General features: G+C 71.4%; 1 protein-coding gene. It reads left to right on the top strand.

The window, feature by feature from the left end:
• Positions 1-4: 4 nt before the first annotated feature.
• On the top strand, positions 5-430 hold a 426-nt coding region (locus ACCC94_RS30090), incomplete at its 3' end, for an alpha/beta hydrolase fold domain-containing protein (protein WP_413353221.1).

Raw genomic sequence — 430 nt, 5'->3', positions numbered from 1 at the left:
TTTTATTCACCCCCCCGCCCCCTGTCTTTACCCCCCCCCGGGGGGGGGGGGGGGCCTCCCCCCCCCCCCCCCCCACGACATGATCTGCATTCCCCTGGCTGTCGAACTCGGTGCGCTGGTGGTCGCCATCAGCTACCGGCTGGCGCCCGAGCATCCCTATCCCGCCGCCCTCAACGACTGCCTCGATACCTGGCGGCGTCTTCACCAGGACGGCCTCGGCGAGCCTGTGGATAAAACCCGTATCGCGGTCGCCGGCGACAGCGGCGGTGCCAACCTCGCCGCCGCGCTGTGCCTGGCCCTGCGCGATGGCGGCGAAACGCTGCCGCGGGCCCAGGCGCTGATCTACCCCGCGCTGGGCAACCTCGACACACCCTCGCGCACCACCTGCTCCGACGCGCCGCTCATGACCAGCGCGGCCGTCGACGAATAC

This window comes from Pseudomonas sp. Pseusp97 (assembly GCF_047304025.1).
GTDB lineage: Bacteria > Pseudomonadota > Gammaproteobacteria > Pseudomonadales > Pseudomonadaceae > Pseudomonas.
Note: the sequence above shows the minus strand (reverse complement) of the source record. Positions and strands in the feature narration are given on the sequence as shown.